Origin of the sequence: Streptomyces himastatinicus ATCC 53653 (assembly GCF_000158915.1) — a bacterium.
In the GTDB taxonomy this organism is placed as follows: domain Bacteria; phylum Actinomycetota; class Actinomycetes; order Streptomycetales; family Streptomycetaceae; genus Streptomyces; species Streptomyces himastatinicus.
Genome location: NZ_GG657754.1, coordinates 2,684,144 through 2,703,548, shown reverse-complemented (window position 1 = coordinate 2,703,548; position 19,405 = coordinate 2,684,144). Strand labels below are relative to the sequence as shown.

The following is a 19,405-nucleotide window of genomic DNA, read 5'->3' as shown; positions in this document are numbered from 1 at the left end:
CCACCCTGAGCGCGCCGTGATCACGCCGCTGCCGAGGAGTCCCCATGAGACGCGCCGTCACGCTCGCCACCGTCGCCGCCGTGCTCGCCGCCACCGCCGCGGGCTCGGCCCTGGCCGACGGCACGGCGGCCAAGCGCACCGCCGACTCCGCCGCCAACTCGGCGGCGGTGCACGGCACCCTGCTGGACCGGGTGCCCCGGCGCGGGGTGCTGCGCGTCTGCACCACGGGCGACTACCGGCCGTTCAGCCATCGCGACGCCAAGACGGGCGCGTACACCGGCATCGACATCTCCATGGCGGGCAATCTGGCCAAGAGCCTCGACGCCAAGCCGAAATTCACCGCCACGACCTGGGCGAAGCTGGTCGACGACCTCGCCGCCGGGCGCTGCGACATCGGCATGGGCGGGGTGTCGGTGACCCTGGAGCGGGCCCGTAAGGCGGCCTTCAGCGAGCCGTACCTCACCGACGGCAAGACGCCGATCGTGCGCTGCGAGGACGAGAAGAAGTACCAGACGCTGGACGACATCGACCGGCCGGGCGTACGCGTGGTGGTCAACCCGGGCGGCACCAACGAGGCGTTCGCCCGCGCCCACATCAAGCGCGCCACCCTCACCGTCCACCCCGACAACACCACGATCTTCGACGAGATCATCGACGGCCGGGCCGATGTGATGATGACGGACGCCAGCGAGACGCGTTACCAGTCGAAGATCCACCCCGAACTGTGCGCGGTCCACCCGGACAAGCCGTTCTCGTTCTCGGAGAAGGCGTACGCGCTGCCTCGCTCCGATGCGCAGTTCAAGAGTTACGTCGACCAGTGGGTGCACCTGGCGACGCACGACGGGACGTACCGGAAGTACGCGGACGAGTGGCTGGCGCGCCCAGTTGAGTGAAAACGTGGGCCCGTCCGACCGAAAATAGGATTTTCCGGGTAAGCCTTCTTTGCCAGGTTACGAACCGCTTTCTCCATAGAGGAGCGAATCGAATGAGGCAGAAGCGAAAGCTTGCCATAGCCATGGCCGTCGCGGCACTCGCGACGGCCGTCGGGACCAGTGCGGCGGCGACCGAGCCGCAGCCCGATCAGAGCAACACGACGCAGACCGCCCCCACCGGGCACGAGGGGCGCGAGGGGCGCGAGGGGCGCGACGGGCGCTCCGGGCACGAGAAGTCGAATGCCTGTACCGACGTCGACTCCGCGGGTAATGAAGGTGTCATCACGGCCGGAGTGGGCGCGAAGTACATCTCGACGGTGTGCAACGGCCAGGTTTACGTCCTGTCGATCGACGAGTCGACGAATCCGGGCACCCCTGTCGGCGGGTGGGTGGCCGTGGGCGGCCCCCGCGACGTTCTCGAAGCCACGCTGGCATCCAACACCGACGACGTCCAAGGCGGCCCGCTGTTCGTCACCGTGCTGACCCGGTCGCAGGAGGTGTGGGAGGGCCGTTGCCCCAACACCCGGCCGGTCGGGACGTGCGTCTTCACCCAGCTTCCCGATCCGCCTCACTGAACTTTGAGGCATGTGCGAGCCCTCTCGCAGGCCTCGCGGAGGCATAGTTCGGGGCCGGTGGCGCCGTGACCCTCCCCGTCGTCAAGAACCCCGGCGCGCTCGTCGCGCGCCGGGGTTCGACGATTCCAGGAGGGGGCGAATCCCATGACCCCGTCACATCACCGACTATGCGATCTATTCTGGCCTGGCTCACCGTCAACCCGGCCACGAGGATCCCGATCGATGACAGCGCAGCCCCGACCGTCCGAGAACGCCGCGGCCACCCCCGCCACACCGCCGCCCGGCTGCCCCGCCCACCAGGGCGCGCGGTCGCTGAGCGGGCCCGGCTTCCAGACCGACCCCTTCGGGGTCTACGGGGAGATGCGGGGCGAGCACGGGCCGGTCGCCCCGGTGCTGCTCGACGGGGACATACCCGGCTGGCTGGTGCTCGGCTACCGCGAGCTGCACCAGGTGACCAGCGACGCCGAGCTGTTCACCCGGGACGCGAACCAGTGGAACCAGTGGCCCAACGTGCCCGAGAACTGGCCGCTCGCGCCCATGATCAGCCGCGATCAGACCTCCGTGGTGTACGCGACCGGCGAGGACCACCAGCGGCGCGCCGAGGCCATCGGGGAGGCCCTGGAGGCCGTCGATCCGTACGAACTCCGCAGCCAGGCCGAGCTGATCGCCGACCGGCTGGTGGACGAGTTCTGCCACGAGGGCGAGGCCGAGCTGATCGCCGACTACGCCCGGCTGCTGCCGGAACTGGTCCTCGCCCGCATCTACGGCATCCCCGACGCCGAGGGCCCGGCCCTCGTCCAGGCGATGAACGACGCGATCGACGGCAAGGAGAACGCCCTCGAGTCGTACCAGCACGTCTACCTGGTGATGCGTCAGCTCGCCTCGGCCAAGCGGACCGCTCCCGCGCCCGATGTGGCGTCCCGGCTGGTCGCCGCGTACCGGGGCTACTCCGACGAACTGCTCGTCCAGGACTTCATCGTCATCATGACGGCGGGTCACCAGCCCACGGCCGACTGGATCGGCAACACCCTGCGGCTGCTCCTCACCGACGAGCGCTTCGCGCTCTCCCTCTCCGGCGGCCGCCACAGCGTCGGCCAGGCCATGAACGAAGTCCTGTGGGAGGACACCCCCGTCGCCAACCTCGCCGCACGCTGGGCCACCCGCGACACCACCCTCGCGGGCAAGCACATCCGCAAGGGCGACCTGCTGATCCTCGGCTTCCACGGCGCCAACACCGACCCCCTGGTCCGCCCGGACTCCGACGCCTTCACCGAGGGCAACAGCGCTTTCCTCTCCTTCGGCCACGGCGAACACCGCTGCCCCCACCCGGCCCAGGAGATCGCCGAGACGATCGCCAAGACCGCCGTCGAAGTCCTCCTGGACCGCCTCCCCGACGTACGCCTCGCCGTCCCCAGCGACACCCTCCTCTGGCGCCCCTCAGCCTGGGTCCGCGGCCTGTCCGCCCTCCCCGTAGCCTTCACCCCCGCGCCCAAGGGCGCCCGCTAGGCCCGCCGGGGCTCCGGGCGGGCCCGTATCGGACCTGACGCCGGGCCAGCGCCAGCACGCTCAGGCCGAACATCAAGACCCCTAAGGGGAGATGAACCGACGGGACGTGCGCGATGCCGAGCACGACCTGGACCGAGGCGAGTACGAGGAAACCCGATGCGTGCCAGACAGGCCGGGGCGAGCCGCCGCCCGGCTTCCACGCCAGCACCGCCGCGAGCACGTACAGCATCGACGCCCCGTACATCACCCGGGCCCCGACACTGTGCAGGGTCTCTCCGTAGGAGGCGGTCAGCAGCAGTCCGGCGGAGACCGCCTGGAGGAAGATGGTCAGGGTCTGGAGGGCGATCGCGATCCGGAGGAACGAGGAGCCGCGCTGTGCGTTCGCCGTCGCCGTCACTTGAGTGGCCATGTCGCAGTCCCCTTTTCCGCCCTCGGGCGCTCGGGCAGTAAGTCGATAAGGTCTCACCAGTCCGACGACACGGGCCTGCGAAAGGTAAGGCGAGGGGCGGCCGGAAGCATGGGGACTGTCGGGACCAGCGCAGAGGGGCTCATCGGCGAACGAGGCCAACTGATCAATGTCGCTTACCGGTTGCTCGGTTCGGTGACCGAGGCCGAGGACGCCGTACAGGATGCCTACGCACGCTGGTACGGGCTGCCACGAAGCCGACAGGAGGAGATCCTGTCCCCCGGCGCCTGGCTGACGACGGTGACCAGCCGCATCTGCCTGGACCTGCTCGGCTCGGCGCGGGTCCGCCGTGAACGCTACGTCGGCGCGTGGCTGCCCGAGCCGCTGCCCGACCGTACCGAGTGGGCCCGTGCGGGCGGCGCCGACTCCGCCGGCGCCGCGGACCCCGCCGACCAAATCGTCCTGGACGAGTCGGTGTCCATGGCCTTCCTCGTCGTCCTGGAGTCGATGACGCCCGCCGAGCGGGTGGCGTTCGTCCTGCACGATGTCTTCCGGTACCCGTTCGCCGAGATCGCCGACGTCCTCGGCCGGACCCCCGCGGCCTGCAAGCAGCTGGCGGCCTCCGCCCGGCGGCGGGTGAGCGTCGCGCGCGCTCCGGCGACGGCGACCGGTCGGGCCGACGTGGTCAGGCACGTCAAAGAGGCATGGGAGACCAAGGACATCGCAACCCTCGTCGGCCTCCTCGACCCGGCCGCCGTGATGACCGCCGACGGCGGCGGCATGGTCGGCAGCGTCCTGCGCCCGGTCGAGGGCGGCGCGCGCATCGCCCAGTACATGGTCGCCATCGCCGACAAGGCTCCGGGGCTCGAACTGCTGGAGCGGTCGGTCAACGGTGTGCCGGGCCTGGTGGCCCAGCGCGCTGGTGTCGTCATGACCGTGGCCGCGTTCGACGTCTCCGACGGGCGCGTCACCCGGATCTGGGCGGTCCGCAACCCGGAGAAGCTGCGGCCGTGGGGCCGAGCCAGGGCTGGCCAGCCCTAGCCCGGCAGGCCACGCTGGACGTTTGCCGGAACGTCTGCGGCGCCATGGACCACCCCGCCTCCGTCGGGGCGAGTTGTTCCACGATGCTGCCCCGCGCCCTCAACCAGCCGTCATATCGCCTGCCGCGCCGCCGGAAATCCGTGCACCCGCGCCGCCGCCACCACGATCAGCACCGGCGCCAGCAGTGCCAGCACGCTCCAGGGGAAGGACGCGGGGCCCAGGAGGTCGAGGAGGAGGCCGCCCGCGAGGCCGCCACCGGCCATGGCCGCGTTCCAGAGGGTGACGAGCATGGCCTGTGCCGCGTCCGCCGCCTCGCCTCCCGCGTCGGCCACGGCCGTCTGGAGCAGGGTGGGCGCGCCGCCCCAGCCGAGGCCCCACAGGGTGACCGCCGCGTAGACCAGGGCGGGGCTGGCGGAAACCGCCGCCAGGGCCGTGGCCGCCGCGGCGAAGAGTACGGTCGCGGCGAGGGTGAGGGCGCGGAGCCGGCGGTCGATGTGGACGCCGACGATCCAGATGGACGCCAGGGACGCGGCGCCGAACACCAGCAGCACCAGGTCGGTGGAGCCGCCCATGCCCACCTCGCCGAGGAAGGTGGCGATGTACGTGTACAGGATGGTGTGGGCCAGGACGAACGCCAGGGTGACGAACAGCACCGGGGCCACCCCCGGGACGGTGAGGGTCCGCCGGACCGACGTCCGGCCCTCCGGCCGCTGCCCCGGGTAGTCCGGCACCAGCGCCACGATCCAGGCGATCAGGGCGACGGCGAGCGCGGTCATCACCGAGAACGTCACCCGCCAGCCGAGCGCCTGGCCGAGGAACGTCCCCGCGGGTACGCCCAGCGAGAGGGCGACCGGGATCCCCGTCATCACGATCGCGATCGCCTTGCCCTGCAACGGCACCGGCGCCATCCGCCGTGCGTACCCGGCCAGCAGCGCCCACGCCAGCCCGGCCGCCACCCCGGCGACGAACCGGGCCACCATGGTGAGGGTGTAGTCCGACGAGGCCGCCGTCACCGTGTTGCCCACGGCGAACCCCGCCATCGCCGTCAGCAGCAGCCGCTTGCGCCGCCACCCCGCCGTGGCCGCGGACAGGGGGATCGCCGTGAGCGCGGTCCCGAGCGCGTAGATCGTCACCGACTGCCCCATCGCGGACTCGCCCACCCCCAGATCCCCGCTCATCGCGGGCAGCACCCCGGCGGGCAGCGTCTCGGTCAGGCTGGTCAGGAATACGGCGGTGGCCAGCGCGAGCAGCGCCGGCAGAGGAAGTTTCTGCGTCATGTGCTTATGCTCAAACCATCACACTGATGTGAAGGTCAAACAGAGAGAGCCCCATGCGCATAGGAGAGCTGTCGGAACGTACCGGCACATCCCGCCGACTCCTGCGGTACTACGAGGAGCAGGGCCTGATCCTCCCCCTCCGCTGTGCCAACGGCTACCGCGCCTACGACGAACGCAACGTCGACCGCGTCCTCCAGATCCGCGGCCTCCTCGACGCGGGCCTCCCCACCCGCATCATCAAGCAGATCCTGCCCTGCCTCGACAAACCCCGCGTCATCCACTTCTCCGACGCCACCCCGGAGATGCTCGCCACCCTGGAACACGAACGCGACCGCATGACCGAGCGCATCGCCTTCCTGATCCGCAACCGCGACGCAATCGCCGAATACCTCGCCGTGGTCCGCGACAACCGCGACAACAACTCCCCGGAAGGGCCGTGATGGGGTTCTGGATGACGCTGACCGGCAGGACCTCACGCCCCTTCGGTCCAGGTGAGCCGCTTGGCGCGGTGGACCGAGACCGTGAGGACCACCAGGGCCGCGGTCGCCCCACCGAGGGTCATGACCGTCGCGGGGGAGGTGTGGTCCACGACGACGCCACCGGCGAGCGCCCCCAGGGAAAGGGTCAACTGGAACGACGCGGTGAAGAGCACGGAGGCCGCCTCGGGCAGGTGTGGGGCCGCCTTGGCGAACCACGTCTGCGTGCAGACCGGAACCGCGCCGTAAGCGGCACCCCAGATCGTCAGCAGGGTCACCGCACCGATGTCCGAGCGGCCGAGAACAGGAAGGAGCAGGGTCGCGCTGGAGATCATCGCGGCCGTGATCCCGAACGTGGCCCGCGGATGACGCGTGACCGCTGAACCCCCGGCGAAGTTGCCGACGATCCCGGCGGCTCCGTAGGTCAGCAGGAACACCGTGATCAGCCCTGGGCTCACCTGGGTGACCTGTTCCAGGAAGGGCGTCACATAGGTGTAGGCGCCGAAGTGGGCCATCACGATGAGGAAGGTCATCAGCAGCGCGTAGCGCGTGTTGACGTTCCGCGTCAGGGTGCGCAGCCCGTCGAGGCGGGTCGCCTGCGTGACGGGCAGCGGGGGCAGCACCAGCATCATCGCGACCAGCACGCCGACCGCGAGCACCCCCATGACGGCGCAGGCCGTGCGCCAGCCCGCGATGTCGCCGATGTACGTGCCGACGGGGACCCCGAGCACCGAGCCCAGGGGGACCGCGGCGAAGATCACGGAGGTCGCCCTGCCGACCGACGCCGGGGGCACCAGCCGCCCGGCCAGCCCGGCGCCGATGGACCAGAACCCGCCGATGGTGACCCCGACCATCACCCGGGAAACGAGCATCAGCCAGTAGGTCTCCGCCACCGCCGCGAGGAAGTTGGCCAGGGCCAGCACGAGCATGAAGGCGTAGAGCATCAGCCGCCGCTCACATCGTGCTGTGGCCACGGTGACCAGGGGAGCGGACACCGCGGCCAGGAGCCCCGGCATGGTCATCATCAGCCCCGCCATCCCGTCCGAGATGGTGAAGTCCGATCCGATCGACGTCAGCAGGCCGATGGGCAGGATTTCGGTGGTGACGATGGAGAAGATCCCCATCATCACCGAGATCACCGCGAGCCAATCCCGCAAGGGCGATCGGTTCTGCGGTTCTGCGGTGCGGTCGGCGGAGGCGATGGCCGTGGACATGGATTCCGTCCCTGGAGTGGGCAACCGGGCATCCCTCGGGGATTCCAAGGGGTGTGCGCACCAGTCCAGCAATCGCGGTCTCTCAGGTCTGGCAGGGTTGCGACGTCAACGTCCGGCCGCCCGCGGCGCGTCCAGCCGCAGCACCCGCACCCCGTACGGCGGGAGGGTGACCGTGTCGGCCGGGTCGCCGGTGAGGTCCCGGAGTTGGGCGCCGCCGGTGACGGACGGTTTGACGGTGAGTTCGTCGGGGGCCTGGCTGACCAGCCAGACGAAGGTCCGGCCGTCGGCGTGGGCGAGGCGGTCGACGGCGACGCGGGGGTCGCCGACGGTGACCGGGCGGTGGACTCCGGCGTGGGTGGCGAGGGCGTCGTACAGGGTGGCGGTGGACTCGGGGTTGACGCGCGGGGTGACCGCGGCCATGTGCTCGACGGGGTAGGTGCAGAAGACGACGGAGCCCCGGCCCACCGCGCGCAGCAGCAGGGCCGGGCGGCCGTGGCCGTCGACGGCGAGGACTTCGGCGCCGTGCGGTTCGACGGGGAGGAAGGCCCGGGCGCCCGCGGTGCGGAAGGTGAGGCGGGCGCCTTCGGGGAGGGTGCCGAAGGGGCGGGTGAGGGTGAGGGTGGTCTCGTCGTCCTCGATGGGATTGAGCAGGCCGTAGTCCAGCTGGTGGCGGACGCCGAAGAGTTCGTTCAGGTGGGCGTACCAGGGGCCGCGCTGCTCGTCGTGGGCGCCGGGGGAGTACGAGACGTAGACGGTCGCGCCGTCGCGGGCCCGCTGCTCCAGGGCGTACCAGGTGGGGGAGAGGAGCTGTTTGGTGGAGGGGACGAGCCACAGCGCGACGCCGGAGGGCAGCGGGCCGTCGCTCTCGCGGACCACCGCCGCCGGGGTGTCCGCGAGGCGGGCGGCGACCCATGCCTGACGGCAGGTCTGCTGGACGTAGGAGCGGTCCTCGGCGCGGGTGAAGGGGTAGGGCGTGTCGAGGTACGAGGAGACGAGGAGCGCGGTGTCGGTGGGGGCGCGGTGGCAGTGGGGGAAGTCCACCTCGTCCAGGACGCGGGCGAACGCCTTCAGTTCGAGGAGCTGCGGTTTGGGGGCGCCCTCCGACGTCGTCAGGCCGAAGTGCATCTCGAAGGCGTGGTGGCGGTACGGGTCCTGGCCGCGCAGCCCGTCGTAGTCGCTGTTGTTCCAGGCGATCCAGCCGGTGGCCCCGGCCAGCAGGCTGTTGTGCAGGGTCTGCCGGTAGTAGCGGGCCGCACCCGGGCCGGAGGCGAAGTCGGAGCTGACGCCGAACTCCTCCAGGATCACGGGGCGTCGGTACGTGCCGGTCAGCTCGCACACCCAGGCCGCCGCGTAGTGCTGGCGCACCGGGTCGTCCTCCATGCGGTAGACGTGCGGGCCGAGGAAGTCGCACAGGTCGGCGGTGTCGCGGAGCCGGAAACCGTTGTCGTGGCCGGTGTTCTCAAGACCCCAGGCGCCGTCGCCGAGCGAGACGGGCTGGGTGCCGCCCCCGGCGCGGACGGCGTCCACGACGAGCTGCGCCCAGGCGGCGACGGTCTCGCGCGGCGCGGGCGGGGCGGAGGTGCCCGGCTCGCGCCCGTAGATCGGCATCTCGTTGGAGACCAGCCACCCGGCGACGGCCGGGTGCGCGGCGAAGCGGCGCACGGTCTCGCGGGCGAACCACGCCTGCCGGGCGACCAGCCAGACGTCGCCGTACAGATCGCGGTCGCCGCGCCAGGACGGGTCCCAGTTCTCGCCGGACATGTGGCCGACCAGGAAGGTGGGGACGGTGGTCATGCCGAGGGCGTGGTGCCGGTCGAGGAAGTCGGCGTAGCGCGCGCACATGTCCGGATCGAGCCGGTCGGGGGCCGGCATGAAGTCGGGCCAGTAGAAGAACGAGCGGGTCATGGTGAGCCCGTGGTCCCGCAGCACCCGCAGCTCGGCGTCGATCACCTCGCCGTCGTAGCTCCGCCACATGAGCGGGCCGCCGGTCCTGGACCAGAAGTTGGCGCCGAGCCAGGTGACGGGGCGGTCGTGGAGGCTGAGCCGGGCGGAGGGGCGCTGCATCGACGGACTCTCCCTTGGCCGGGTGCCGGATGGGGAAGCGGGCGGTGCCGCACACACCTGCGGGGCGGCTCCTCAAGCAGTGAAAGACTAAACCGGTTTAGAGTCAACGACATCGACGAGGATCGTACGAGGTCGGTTCCGCGCTCCAGATCGACCAAATACGGCCCTACACGGCCGGACCTGGGTATTCGACGGATTCGACAAGTCGCTACTAAGCCGGTTCAGTCACAAGGCGCTGTCGGCTCTATTGACACCCTCTGACAGGGCCCCCTAATTTCACGGCGCCGGGGCTGTGCTGGCATACCGAGTGCGGGCATACCGAGGGGGACACCATGATGTTGATGAGCACGGGCCGTCCGCGCCGCGCGATCGCCGCGGCGGCCGCACTCGCACTCTCCGGCACGCTGGCCGCCTGCGGCGGTGGCGGCAGCGGGGGAGGGGGCGCCGGCGGGGTGCTGACGGTGTCCGCCGGGGCCGGCGGCAACTTCGTCCGCAATTTCAATCCGTACGCGCCGCAGCCGCTCCAGGCGACCAATGGAATGATCTACGAGCCGCTGTTCCACTTCAACGCGGCGAGAACCGGCGAGGTCGATCCCTGGCTGGCCACCAAGTACACCTGGGCGGACGGCGGGAAATCCATCCGCATCCAGTTGCGGACGAATGTCACCTGGAACGACGGAAAGCCCTTCACCGCCGAGGACGTCGCCTACACCTTCCGGATGACGAAGGACAACAAGGCGCTGAACATGTACGCCCTCCCGGTGGCCTCCGCGACCGCCGAGGGCAAGCACACCGTGGTCGTCACCTTCACCAAGTCCGCGTACACCAAGGAGTACTTCCTCCTCGGCAAGATAAAGATGCTGCCCCAGCACATCTGGTCCAAGCTCTCCGCCAAGGAGAAGGCGACCACGCTCAACCCGAATCCGGTGGGCACCGGGCCGTGGAAGGTGAAGTCCGTGAAGGGCACGACGCTCGATCTCGTCGCCCGCAAGGACTACTACATCAAGGGTCTTCCGCACTTCAAGCTCATGCGGTACCGCGCCTTCACCGGGAACAACGCCGCCAACGCCGCGGTCACCTCCGGGCAGATCGACTGGGCGGGCGGATTCATTCCCGACATCAAGAAGAACTACCTCGCCAAGAACAAGAAGTTCGACCTGGTCAACATTCCGCTGGCCACCACGTCCTTCGTGCCCAACGCCCAGCGCGGCCCCACCGCCGACGTGAACGTCCGCAAGGCGATCAGCGCCGCCCTCGACCGCGACTTCATGAACAAGAGCGTGTACGACGGCCAGGCGCCCGCGGCCAACCCCATGGCGCTGCTGCTGCCCAACTACCAGTCCGTCCTGGACCCGTCACTGAAGGACGCGACGATGGAGACCGGACAGGACAAGGTCGACGGCCATCTCACCGATTCCGGGTACGCCAAGGGGTCGGACGGCATGTGGCGGAAGGACGGGAAGAAGCTGTCCGTATCGGTCGAACTCGTCTCCGGCTGGACCGACTACGTCAGCGTCGCCCAGATGGCCAAGGAGCAGCTGAAGAAGGCCGGTATCGACCTGGTCGTCAAGGCCGAGTCGTACAGCCAGTGGTCCAACAACCGGGCCCGCGGCCAGTTCCAGATGCTACTGGACAACGCCGGATACACGCCCGATCCGCGCGCCTACTACGCGCAGATGCTGGACAGTACGATCCCGCCGAAGATCGGTGAGACGACCAACGTCGGTAATTTCGGCCGCTACGCCAATGCCGCGATCGACAAGGCGCTCGACAAGATCGGCGAAACCACCGACTTGGCGAAGCAGAAGCCCTGGTACTACAAGATCCAGCAGGAATTCATCAAGGACATGCCGCTGATTCCGCTCTTCTCCGCGCAGAACGAGCAGGAATTCAACGGCAACCGGGTCACCGGCTATCCCACCGAGGACAATCTGTACGCCGCGCCCTCCATCTGGCTCGACCCCGACGGCGGCTGGGTCGCCGCCCGCATCAAACCGGCCGCGGGCAAGGGCAAGTAGCGGCGGGCGGGGGCGGACGGCGTGCGCTACCTCCTGCGCAAGCTCGGCTTCTACGCCATCGCCGCGTGGATGGCGATCACGGTCAACTTCTTCCTCCCGCGCCTCATCCCCGGCGACCCGGTGGAGATGATGCTCGCTCGCCAGGCCCAGTCCGGGCCCGTCGAACCCGGCCAGGAAGAGGCCCTGGCCGCCATGCTCGGGCTCGGCCACGGCAACCTCCTCGTCCAGTACGGCGACTATCTGCACGCGCTCGCCCGCCTCGACTTCGGGCTCTCCGTCACGTACTTCCCGAGCCCGGTCACCGATGTCGTCGGCGACGCCGTCCCCTGGACCCTCGTCCTGGTCGGCGCCGCGACCCTCCTCAGCGTCGCCCTCGGCCTCACGCTCGGCATGCTGGCCGGCTGGCGACGCGGGAGCTGGTTCGACTCCCTCGTGCCGTCCACCACCTTCCTCGCCGCGATCCCCTACTTCTGGCTCGCGCTGCTGCTCCTCTACCTCTTCAGCCAGGTGTGGGGCGTGCTGCCGCTCGGCGGCGGCTACGACGAGACGCTGGACATCGGCCTCAGCGGCGCCTTCCTCGGCTCCGCCGCCGAACACGCCGTGCTGCCCGCCGCGACCATCGTGCTCAGCTCGGTCGGCGGCTGGATGCTCGGCATGCGCAACATGATGGTCTCCACCCTGGCCGAGGACTACGTGGTCGCCGCCGAGGCCAAGGGGCTGCCGCCGCGCACGATCATGGTCGGCTACGCGGCCCGCAACGCCGTGCTGCCCTCGGTCGCCGGATTCGCCATCTCGCTCGGCTTCATCGTCAGCGGCTCGCTCGTGATGGAGATCGTCTTCTCGTACCCCGGCATGGGCTTCACCCTGCTCCAAGCCGTTCAGAACACCGACTACCCGCTCATGCAGGCCGTGTTCCTCGTCATCACCTTCGGCGTGCTCGCCGCCAACTTCCTGGTGGACCTGGTGTACGGCTTCGTCGACCCCCGCACCCGGCAGGCCCGATGACCGCCCCCACCGTTCCCACGACGCCCCGCGCGACCGGCCGCGGCTGGCTGCGGCCCGCACTGCGCTCCCGGCGCTTCGCCGCCGGGCTCGCCCTGCTCGCCGTCTTCGTCCTCACCGCGGCGTTGGGCCCCTGGCTGGTCGGGGATCCGAACGCCTTCACCACCGATCTGGGCCAGGCCCCCTCCGGGGCGCACTGGCTCGGCACCACCCAGACCGGGCAGGACGTCCTCGCCCAGCTCGTGGTCTCCGCCCGCGGCACGCTCCTGATCGGCGCCGCCTCCGCCCTCATCGCGACCGTCGTCTCCGTCGTCGTCGGGATCGGCGGCGGCTTCCTCGGCGGGCTCGCGGACGAGGCGCTGTCCCTGATCAGCAACGTGTTCCTGGTGATCCCCGGGCTGCCGCTGGTCATCGTCGTCTCGGCGTACGTCAAGGGCGGCGGCGCCTGGTCCACCATCCTCGTCATCGCCCTCACCAGCTGGGCCGCCTCCGCCCGGGTGCTGCGCGCCCAGACGCTGTCGCTGCGCAGCCGCGACTATGTGCTGGCGGCGCGGGTGTACGGGGAGAAGCGGTGGCGGATCGTGCTGGTGGAGATCCTGCCCAACGAACTCGCCATCATCGTCTCCCAGTTCATCTTCGCGGTGATCTTCGCGATCCTCACCCAGGCCGGTCTGGCGTTCCTGGGCCTCGCCGATCCGTCCCACCTCACCTGGGGCACGATGCTCTACTTCGCCCAGAACGCGGAGGCGCTCACCAGCGGCGCCTGGTGGTGGTTCATCCCGCCCGGCCTGTGCATCGCCGCACTCGGCACGGCCCTGTCGTTGATCAGCTTCGGCCTGGACGAGGTCCTGGACCCGCGGCTGCGCGTACGGAAGGTGAGCGCATGACCGATGACGTGGTGCTGCGCGCCGAGCACATCAGCGTGACGTACGAGGGCGAGCGCCCCACCCACGCCGTCCGCGACGTCGGCTTCGAGCTGCGGCGCGGTGAACTCCTCGGCATCGCGGGCGAGTCCGGCTGCGGCAAGTCGACGCTCGCGTACGCCGTCGCCCGGATGCTGGGACCCCCGGCGCGGCTCATCGGGGGGCGGGTGCTGTACCGCGACCGTACGGGCGCCGAAACGGATCTGCTCGCGCTGGAGGGGGACGCACTGCGGGCCTTCCGCTGGTCCCGGCTGTCCGTCGTCTTCCAGTCCGCCATGAACGCGCTCAACCCGGTGACCACCGTCGGCCGCCAGTTCGACGACATCTTCCGCGCCCACCGCCCCCGCATGCGCCGCCCCGAGCGGTACGAACGCGCCCGCGCCCTCCTCGACATGGTCGGTATCGACCCGGCTCGGGTGCGGGCGTATCCGCATGAGCTGTCCGGCGGCATGCGGCAGCGCGTCGTCATCGCGATGGCGCTCGCGCTGGAACCCGAGATCGTCATCATGGACGAGCCGACGACCGCGCTCGACGTCGTCGTCCAGCGCGAGATCCTGGACGAGGTGCAGCGGCTCCGCGACGACCTCGGCTTCAGCGTCGTCTTCATCACCCATGACCTGTCGCTGCTGCTGGAGATCAGCGACCGGCTGGCCGTGATGTACGCGGGCTCGATCGTCGAGTACGGCCCCGCGGAGCGGATCGCCGCCGACCCCGCCCACCCGTACACCCAGGGCCTGCTGCGCTCCTTCCCCGACCTCGCGGGCGAACGCCGCGCGCTGCGCGGCATCCCCGGCTCCCCGCCGGACCTCCGCGACGCCCTGCCCGGCTGCCCCTTCGCCGCCCGCTGCGACCACGCCTTCGAGCCCTGCGGTACGGAGACACCGACCCTCGTCCCCCTCGCCCCCGGCCTCGCCCCTGGCACCTCCGCCGCCTGCCATCTGCACGCGGTGGCGGGCCTCCTACCGGAAGGGCGGCAGCCGTGACCGCACTGGACGTGCAGGACCTCACCGTCGACTTCGCACAGCGTGGCCGGGTGCCGTTCCGGGCCGTGGACCGGGTGTCCTTCTCGCTGCACGCGGGGCGGACGCTCGCGCTCGTGGGGGAGTCCGGGAGCGGCAAGTCGACCGTCGTACGCGCCCTCTCGCGGCTGGTGGCGCCCACCGCCGGGGAGGTGCGGCTGGGCGGGGCGCGGCGGACGCGGGGGAAGGAGTACCGGCGGGCCGTACAGATGGTGTTCCAGGACCCGTTCGCCTCGCTCAACCCCGCGCACACCGTGGGCCATCACCTCATCCGTCCGCTGCTGGTGGGCGGCCGGGCGCGGCGCGGGGCGGATGCCGAGGAGAAGGCGCGGGAGCTGCTGCGGTCGGTCAACCTCACGCCCGCCGACGACATGGCGCACAAGCGTCCCCATGAGCTGTCGGGCGGGCAGCGGCAGCGTGTCGCGATCGCCCGCGCGCTGGCGCCGGGGCCCGAGGTGCTGCTCGCCGACGAGCCGGTGTCGATGCTGGACGTGTCGATCCGGCTGGAGATCCTGGGGCTGCTGGACCGGCTCAAGGACGAGCGCGGGCTCGCCCTGCTGTACGTCACCCACGATCTGGCCACCGCCCGGCACTTCGCCTCCGAGGTGATGGTCATGTACCGGGGCGAGATCGTGGAGCGCGGCCCCAGCGACGAGGTGATCCTCGCGCCCCGCCACCCGTACACCCAGACGCTGGCCGCCGCCGCGCCCAGCTCGGCCGCGGGGCGTGAGCGGGCGCGGGCGGCGCGCGCGGAGCGGCTGGCGGCACGGGCGGGGCGGGACGCGGAGCGGCGGGAGGCGGTGGTGGGGGACGGCTGCCGGTTCCGGCCGCGCTGCCCGTACGCCATGGACGTCTGTACGCGGCGGCCGCCCGAGACGGAGGTGGGCCCGGGCCATCGCTCGCTGTGCTGGTTACGGACGGACACGAACGACAGCGTTGTCGGTTTCTCTGCGTAGTTTGTCCGGACAACCGAACTTCACGACTTCCCGTCATCAGTTCATCCGGCTACGCTCGCCCCGTGGCAAAGCAGGAAGAAGACTCATCCGGCGGGGCGGATGCGCTCCAGTTCAGTGTGGACCGCAGCAGCCCGGTCCCGCTCTACTTCCAGCTGTCCCAACAGCTCGAGTCGGCGATCGAAAAAGGACGGCTGGCACCCGGGAGCCTGCTCGGCAACGAGATCGAGCTGGCCGGGCGGCTCGGGCTGTCCCGCCCCACGGTCCGCCAGGCCATCCAGTCCCTGGTCGACAAGGGCCTCCTGGTGCGGCGCCGCGGCGTCGGCACCCAGGTGGTGCACAGCCAGGTCAAGCGGCCCCTGGAGCTGAGCAGCCTCTACGACGACCTGGAGGCCGCGGGCCAGCGCCCCGCCACCCGGGTCCTGCTCAACACCACCGAGCCCGCCACCGCCGAGGTCGCCGCCGCGCTCGGCATCGCGGAGGGCACCGAGGTGGTGGTGATCGAGCGGCTGCGGCTGGCGCACGGCGAGCCCATGGCGCATCTGTCCAACCGGCTCCCGGCCGGACTGCTCAAGCTGGACAGCGCGGAACTGGAGGACACCGGCCTCTACCGACTGATGCGCGCCGCGGGGATCACCCTGCACAGCGCCCGCCAGGCGGTCGGCGCCCGCGCGGCCACCGCCGACGAGGGGAAGCAGCTCGGCGAGCCCGAGGGCGCGCCGCTGCTGACCATGGAGCGGACGACCTTCGACGATACGGGCCGGGCCGTCGAGTTCGGCTCGCACACCTATCGCGCCTCGCGCTACGCGTTCGAGTTCCAGCTGCTCGTACGTCCCTGACTCACCAGACGTCCCTGGCCCCCCACCACCCCGGCCGCGCCCCGTAACGGATACTTGGCGGCGGCCGGGGCCGATCATGTCGTTCCCGGCCGCCGACATGAAACGGGACAAGAGGGACGAGGCTTCTTCGTGGCCAGAGTTGGGACAGGGGCACGCGCGCTGACCGCCGCCGTGCTGGCGACACTGCTGGGTACGGCCCTGGCGGGGTGCAGCAGCACCGGCGGGCTGCGGGCCGAGAAGCGGGCCGCGCAGGCGGCCTCGGGGCACGCGGCGGTCAACACCCCGCGGATGACCTTCGCCATGGTCACCCACTCCGGCGACGGCGACACCTTTTGGGACATCGTCCAGAACGGCGCCAAGCAGGCCGCCGTCAAGGACAACGTCAAGTTCCTCTACGCCCACAACGAGGAGGGCAAGGAACAGGCCCAGCTGGTCCAGTCGTACATCGACCAGAAGGTCGACGGCCTGATCGTCACCCTCGCCAAGCCCGACGCCATGAAGTCCGTCGTGCGGCGCGCCGAGAAGGCCGGGATACCGGTGATCACGGTCAACTCCGGATCCGCGGAGTCCAAGAAGTTCGGCGCGCTCACCCACGTCGGCCAGGACGAGACCATCGCGGGCGAGGCCGTCGGCGACGAGCTGAACAAGCGCGGCCGCAAGAAGGCCCTGTGCGTTCTGCACGAGCAGGGCAACGTGGGCCACGAGCAGCGCTGCGACGGCGCGGCCGACACCTTCGACGGCAAGCTGGAGAAGATCTACGTCGAGGGCACCAACATGCCCGACGTGCAGTCCTCCATCGAGGCCAAGCTCCAGTCCGACCAGGACATCGACAGCGTCCTCACACTGGGCGCGCCGTTCGCCGACACCGCCGCCCAGGCCGCCGAGCAGGCGGGCAGCAAGGCGGAGATCGACACCTTCGACCTCAACGCGAAGGTCGCGGCCGGGCTCCAGGACGGCACGCTGGGCTTCGCCGTCGACCAGCAGCCGTACCTCCAGGGGTACGAGGCGGTGGACCTGCTCTGGCTCCAGCGCTACAACGCGGACGTCCTCGGCGGCGGCAAGCCGGTCCTCACCGGCCCGCAGATCGTCACCAAGGACGACGCCAAGAAGCTGGCGGCGTTCACGAAGCGGGGCACCCGATGAGCGCGGCGGACACGTCAGACGCGACAGACGCAACGGAAACGGACAAGGCCGACGCGCGCCCGGTGGCGCGGACCCCGCTGCTGCGCCGCCTGGCGGGCCGCCCGGAGCTGGGCGCGGTCGTCGGCGCCGCCGCCGTCTTCGTCTTCTTCTCGATCGCCGCCGACGCCTTCCTCCAGTGGTCGAGCTTCAGCACCGTGCTGTACGCCTCGTCCACCATCGGGATCATGGCGGTGCCGGTCGCGCTGCTGATGATCGGCGGCGAGTTCGACCTGTCGACCGGCGTCCTGGTCACCTCGTCCGCGCTGATCTCGTCGATGTTCTCGTACCAGATGACGGCGAACGTCTGGGTCGGCGCCGGGGTGTCCCTGCTGGTCACCCTCGCCATCGGCTTCTTCAACGGCTATCTGCTGGTGCGCACCAACCTGCCGAGCTTCATCATCACGCTCGGCACCTTCCTGATCCTCCAGGGCTGCAACCTCGGCTTCACCAAGCTGATCAGCGAGACCGTCTCCACCAAGACCATCGCCGACATGGAGGGCTTCCCCTCCGCCCGGCAGGTCTTCGCCTCCCACCTGACCATCGGGGACGTGGAACTCCAGATCACCGTGGTGTGGTGGTTCGCCCTGATCGCGCTCGCCACCTGGATCCTGCTGCGCACCCGCGCCGGGAACTGGATCTTCGCGGTGGGCGGCGCCAAGGAGGCGGCCCGCGCGGTCGGCGTGCCCGTCAACGGCACCAAGATCGGGCTGTACATGGGGGTCGCCCTGGCGGCGTGGATCTCCGGGCAGCATCTGCTGTTCAAGTACGACACCGTCCAGTCCGGTGAGGGCGTCGGCAACGAACTGCTGTACATCATCGCGGCCGTCATCGGAGGCTGCCTGCTGACCGGCGGCTACGGCTCGGCGGTCGGCGCGGCCGTCGGCGCGTTCATCTTCGGCATGACCAACAAGGGCATCGTGTACGCGCAGTGGGGCGCGGACTGGTTCAAGTTCTTCCTCGGGGCGATGCTGCTGCTCGCCACGCTGCTCAACTGGTGGGTCCGCAAGCGGGCGGAGGAAAGCGCATGACCACATCCGGGACCACGACCACATCCGGGACGCCGCTGATCGCGCTGCGCGACATCGGCAAGCGCTACGGCAACGTCAAGGCCCTGGGGGGCGTCACGCTCGACGTCCACGCCGGGCAGATCACCTGCGTGCTCGGCGACAACGGCGCGGGCAAGTCCACCCTCATCAAGATCGTCGCGGGGCTGCACCAGCACGACGAGGGCGCCTTCGCCGTCGAGGGCGAGGAGACCCGGCTCGGCTCGCCGCGCGAGGCCCTGGACCGCGGCATCGCCACGGTCTACCAGGACCTCGCCGTCGTCCCGCTGATGCCGGTGTGGCGGAACTTCTTCCTCGGCTCCGAGATCCGCAAGGGCCGCGGCCCCTTCGCCCGCCTCGACGTGTCCGCCATGCGCGAGACCACCCACCGCGAGCTGCTGCGCATGGGCATCGACCTGCGCGACGTCGACCAGCCCATCGGCACCCTCTCCGGCGGTCAGCGCCAGTGCGTGGCGATCGCCCGCGCCGTCCACTTCGGCGCCAAGGTCCTCGTCCTGGACGAGCCGACGGCGGCGCTGGGCGTCAAACAGTCCGGGGTGGTGCTGAAGTACGTCGCCGCCGCGCGCGACGCCGGGCTGGGAGTGGTCCTCATCACGCACAACCCGCACCACGCCTACCTGGTCGGCGACCGCTTCGTCCTGCTCAAGCGGGGCACGATGGCGGGCAGCCACGCCAAGGACGAGATCGCCCTGGACGACCTGACCCGCCAGATGGCGGGCGGCAGCGAGCTGGAACAACTCACCCACGAGCTGGCGCGCTGAGTCGGCCGGGACCGGTCGGGTGCCCGGCGGCTCACCATGCACCGTGAGGGGCGGTTGAGGCACAATCGCACGGCGGGCCCCACCCGCGTCATGACCACCGCACGCCGAGGCCCCGGCCTCCCGAGACACCCGCAGGGACGACGAACTCTTGCG

The 19,405-nt window shown here is 70.5% G+C and carries 17 protein-coding genes and 1 pseudogene; 14 read left to right on the top strand and 4 right to left on the bottom strand.

Translation table 11 applies throughout. The annotated features are described in order from the left end of the window. The first annotated feature begins 44 nt into the window (after positions 1-44). From SSOG_RS10790 to SSOG_RS10780, 3 genes are all read left to right on the top strand, one after another. Entirely contained in the window at positions 45-893 is an 849-nt protein-coding gene (locus tag SSOG_RS10790; protein WP_039937158.1) for a transporter substrate-binding domain-containing protein, read from the top strand. 92 nt (positions 894-985) lie between these two features. Further along, positions 986-1,507: a hypothetical protein gene (locus tag SSOG_RS10785; protein ID WP_154685919.1), complete on the top strand. Its 522-nt coding sequence runs from the start codon at positions 986-988 to the stop codon at positions 1,505-1,507. A gap of 222 nt (positions 1,508-1,729) precedes the next feature. Next, complete coding sequence (locus SSOG_RS10780) at positions 1,730-3,013, top strand: cytochrome P450 (RefSeq protein ID WP_009714251.1); 1,284 nt, start codon at positions 1,730-1,732, stop codon at positions 3,011-3,013. 37 nt (positions 3,014-3,050) lie between these two features. On the opposite strand, the pseudogene SSOG_RS10775 reads toward SSOG_RS10780, so the two are convergent. After that, positions 3,051-3,422: pseudogene (locus tag SSOG_RS10775) on the bottom strand (hypothetical protein); the annotation flags it as partial. A 108-nt stretch (positions 3,423-3,530) separates the two neighbouring features. Here SSOG_RS10775 and sigJ point away from each other — a divergent pair. Further along, positions 3,531-4,460, top strand: a complete 930-nt coding sequence (gene sigJ / locus SSOG_RS10770; protein WP_009714249.1) for an RNA polymerase sigma factor SigJ — start codon at positions 3,531-3,533, stop codon at positions 4,458-4,460. Between the two features lie 110 nt (positions 4,461-4,570). Here sigJ and SSOG_RS10765 read toward each other — a convergent pair whose 3' ends face one another. Continuing rightward, a complete protein-coding gene (locus SSOG_RS10765) occupies positions 4,571-5,737 on the bottom strand; it encodes an MFS transporter (RefSeq protein WP_009714248.1) in 1,167 nt (388 codons plus the stop codon). Positions 5,738-5,790: 53 nt separating this feature from the next. On the opposite strand from SSOG_RS10765, the gene SSOG_RS10760 reads away from it, so the two are divergent. Beyond that, on the top strand, positions 5,791-6,177 hold the full coding sequence (locus SSOG_RS10760) for a MerR family transcriptional regulator (protein ID WP_009714247.1): 387 nt from the start codon (positions 5,791-5,793) through the stop codon (positions 6,175-6,177). 32 nt (positions 6,178-6,209) lie between these two features. Here SSOG_RS10760 and SSOG_RS10755 read toward each other — a convergent pair whose 3' ends face one another. Continuing rightward, positions 6,210-7,427, bottom strand: coding sequence for an MFS transporter (locus tag SSOG_RS10755; protein WP_009714246.1), 1,218 nt, complete (start codon positions 7,425-7,427; stop codon positions 6,210-6,212). A 105-nt stretch (positions 7,428-7,532) separates the two neighbouring features. Then, positions 7,533-9,491 carry a cellulase family glycosylhydrolase gene (locus SSOG_RS10750; protein ID WP_009714245.1) on the bottom strand — a complete coding sequence of 653 codons (1,959 nt, stop codon included), beginning with the start codon at positions 9,489-9,491 and terminating at the stop codon, positions 7,533-7,535. Between the two features lie 341 nt (positions 9,492-9,832). Here SSOG_RS10750 and SSOG_RS10745 point away from each other — a divergent pair, with 341 nt between their 5' ends. From SSOG_RS10745 to SSOG_RS10705, 9 genes are all read left to right on the top strand, one after another. Next, positions 9,833-11,509 carry an ABC transporter substrate-binding protein gene (locus SSOG_RS10745; protein WP_245606272.1) on the top strand — a complete coding sequence of 559 codons (1,677 nt, stop codon included), beginning with the start codon at positions 9,833-9,835 and terminating at the stop codon, positions 11,507-11,509. 21 nt (positions 11,510-11,530) lie between these two features. After that, positions 11,531-12,514 carry an ABC transporter permease gene (locus tag SSOG_RS10740; RefSeq protein WP_009714243.1) on the top strand — a complete coding sequence of 328 codons (984 nt, stop codon included), beginning with the start codon at positions 11,531-11,533 and terminating at the stop codon, positions 12,512-12,514. After that, complete coding sequence (locus tag SSOG_RS10735; protein WP_009714242.1) at positions 12,511-13,398, top strand: ABC transporter permease; 888 nt, start codon at positions 12,511-12,513, stop codon at positions 13,396-13,398. The genes SSOG_RS10740 and SSOG_RS10735 overlap by 4 nt, the downstream gene beginning before the upstream one ends. Next, the gene (locus tag SSOG_RS10730) at positions 13,395-14,417 is read left to right on the top strand and encodes an ABC transporter ATP-binding protein (RefSeq protein WP_009714241.1); all 1,023 of its coding nucleotides are present in this window, start codon (positions 13,395-13,397) and stop codon (positions 14,415-14,417) included. The genes SSOG_RS10735 and SSOG_RS10730 overlap by 4 nt, the downstream gene beginning before the upstream one ends. Further along, complete coding sequence (locus SSOG_RS10725; protein ID WP_009714240.1) at positions 14,414-15,409, top strand: ABC transporter ATP-binding protein; 996 nt, start codon at positions 14,414-14,416, stop codon at positions 15,407-15,409. The genes SSOG_RS10730 and SSOG_RS10725 overlap by 4 nt, the downstream gene beginning before the upstream one ends. A gap of 116 nt (positions 15,410-15,525) precedes the next feature. Further along, entirely contained in the window at positions 15,526-16,245 is a 720-nt protein-coding gene (locus tag SSOG_RS10720) for a GntR family transcriptional regulator (protein WP_009714239.1), read from the top strand. A 159-nt stretch (positions 16,246-16,404) separates the two neighbouring features. After that, on the top strand, positions 16,405-17,388 hold the full coding sequence (locus tag SSOG_RS10715) for a sugar ABC transporter substrate-binding protein (protein WP_483754814.1): 984 nt from the start codon (positions 16,405-16,407) through the stop codon (positions 17,386-17,388). Beyond that, on the top strand, positions 17,385-18,455 hold the full coding sequence (locus tag SSOG_RS10710) for an ABC transporter permease (RefSeq protein ID WP_009714237.1): 1,071 nt from the start codon (positions 17,385-17,387) through the stop codon (positions 18,453-18,455). The genes SSOG_RS10715 and SSOG_RS10710 overlap by 4 nt, the downstream gene beginning before the upstream one ends. Continuing rightward, positions 18,452-19,252, top strand: coding sequence for an ATP-binding cassette domain-containing protein (locus tag SSOG_RS10705; RefSeq protein WP_009714236.1), 801 nt, complete (start codon positions 18,452-18,454; stop codon positions 19,250-19,252). The genes SSOG_RS10710 and SSOG_RS10705 overlap by 4 nt, the downstream gene beginning before the upstream one ends. The last annotated feature ends 153 nt before the right edge of the window (positions 19,253-19,405 follow it).